This is a genomic window from Neisseria sp. P0008.S010 (genome assembly GCF_051962715.1).
In the GTDB taxonomy this organism is placed as follows: Bacteria; Pseudomonadota; Gammaproteobacteria; order Burkholderiales; family Neisseriaceae; genus Neisseria; species Neisseria elongata.
In genome coordinates this window covers 1-1,362 of sequence record NZ_JBQCVA010000105.1, presented here as the reverse complement: position 1 = coordinate 1,362, position 1,362 = coordinate 1, and the positions used below count along the sequence as shown (strand labels likewise).

Genomic DNA, 1,362 nt, shown 5'->3' with positions numbered 1-1,362 from the left:
GCTCCCATACGCTGTATTCAGCAACACCGTCAGGAACACGGCTCACTTTTACCTTCACGCCGTCGGTGACGGACTGAACCTCCACGCTGACCGGATTGCCACTTCCGTCAACCAGGCTTATCAGCGCGGTACCGGAGGATGGCAGCGTGATTTCACGGTCGAGCGTCAGCGTCCGGGTCTGGCTGTTCACCGCCAGCACACGACCACCGGTGCTGATACCGGCATAGTCATCATCGCAGATTTCAATAACATCGCCCGGTACATGGCGAAGCCCTTCTGCGCCGACGCTGAAATCCACGGTCTGCGTTTCCAGCAGTTCTGTTTTAATCAGCCACAGCCCGGCGCGGTGTGCCTGCCCCCGGCTGGTACAGCCAAAGGCATCCATCTTCGTAACATTACGACCGTAACGGGCAATGGCCTGCGTATCTTCAACAAGCTCTGTCGCCGTCTCCCAGCCGTTGTTCGGGTCAATCCAGTTCACCTCAACGGCATTATGGCGGTCCTTCAGGGCGCTGAAGCTGTAGCGGAACGGCGCGCCATCATCCGGCATCACCACATTACTGCGGTTATAGGTCCACGTCTTATCCGACGGTCGGTCCTGCACGAACGTCAGCGTCTGCCCGTTCCATACCGGCATACAGCGCATCGCCGAGCAGAAATCGCTGAGCACATCCCACGCCTTACGCTGTGTGGTCAGGTACGCATTACAGGTGATGCGCGGCTCCGTGCCGCCAAAGCCGTCCGGCACTGACTGGTCGCAGTACTGGCCGATGACATACAGCGCCCATTTATCCACATCCGCCGCACCAAGACGTTTCCCCATGCCGTAGCGCGGATGGGTCAGCATATCCCACAGACACCAGGCCATGTTGTTGCTGTATGCCGGTTTAAACGTTCCGTCCCAGATACCGCTGTATTGCCGCGTCTGCGGGTTATAGTTCGACGGCACCTGCAGAATACGCCCGCGCAGATGATAATTACGGCTCACCTGCTGGCTGCCGAACTGCTCCGAGTCCACCTGCACGCCGACCAGTGCCGTGTTCGGGTAGCACTGTTTCACATCGATGATTTCAGTGTATGACGACCAGAGCGTTTTGTTCTGCAGCTGGTCTGTGGTGCTGTCCGGCGTCATCCTGCGCATCCGGATATTAAACGGGAGCGGCGGCAGGTTACCCATCACCACCGAGGCCAGATACTGCGAGGTGGTTTTGCCCTTAATGGTGATGTCTTTTTCCGTCACCCAGCCACCGTTACGTTGTATCTGAACCAGCAGGCGGACTTCCGACGGATTCCTGTCACCCTTTGAGGTGGTTTCCACCAGTGCCTGTACACCGAAGGTAAAGCGCAGACGGTCGATGTTTG

The 1,362-nt window shown here is 57.9% G+C and carries 1 protein-coding gene; it reads right to left on the bottom strand.

Translation table 11 applies throughout. From position 1 onward, the window contains the following. Positions 1–1,362, bottom strand: a 1,362-nt coding sequence (locus ACTHSL_RS12620; RefSeq protein ID WP_440381657.1) for a host specificity protein J, incomplete at both ends; no start/stop codon positions are given.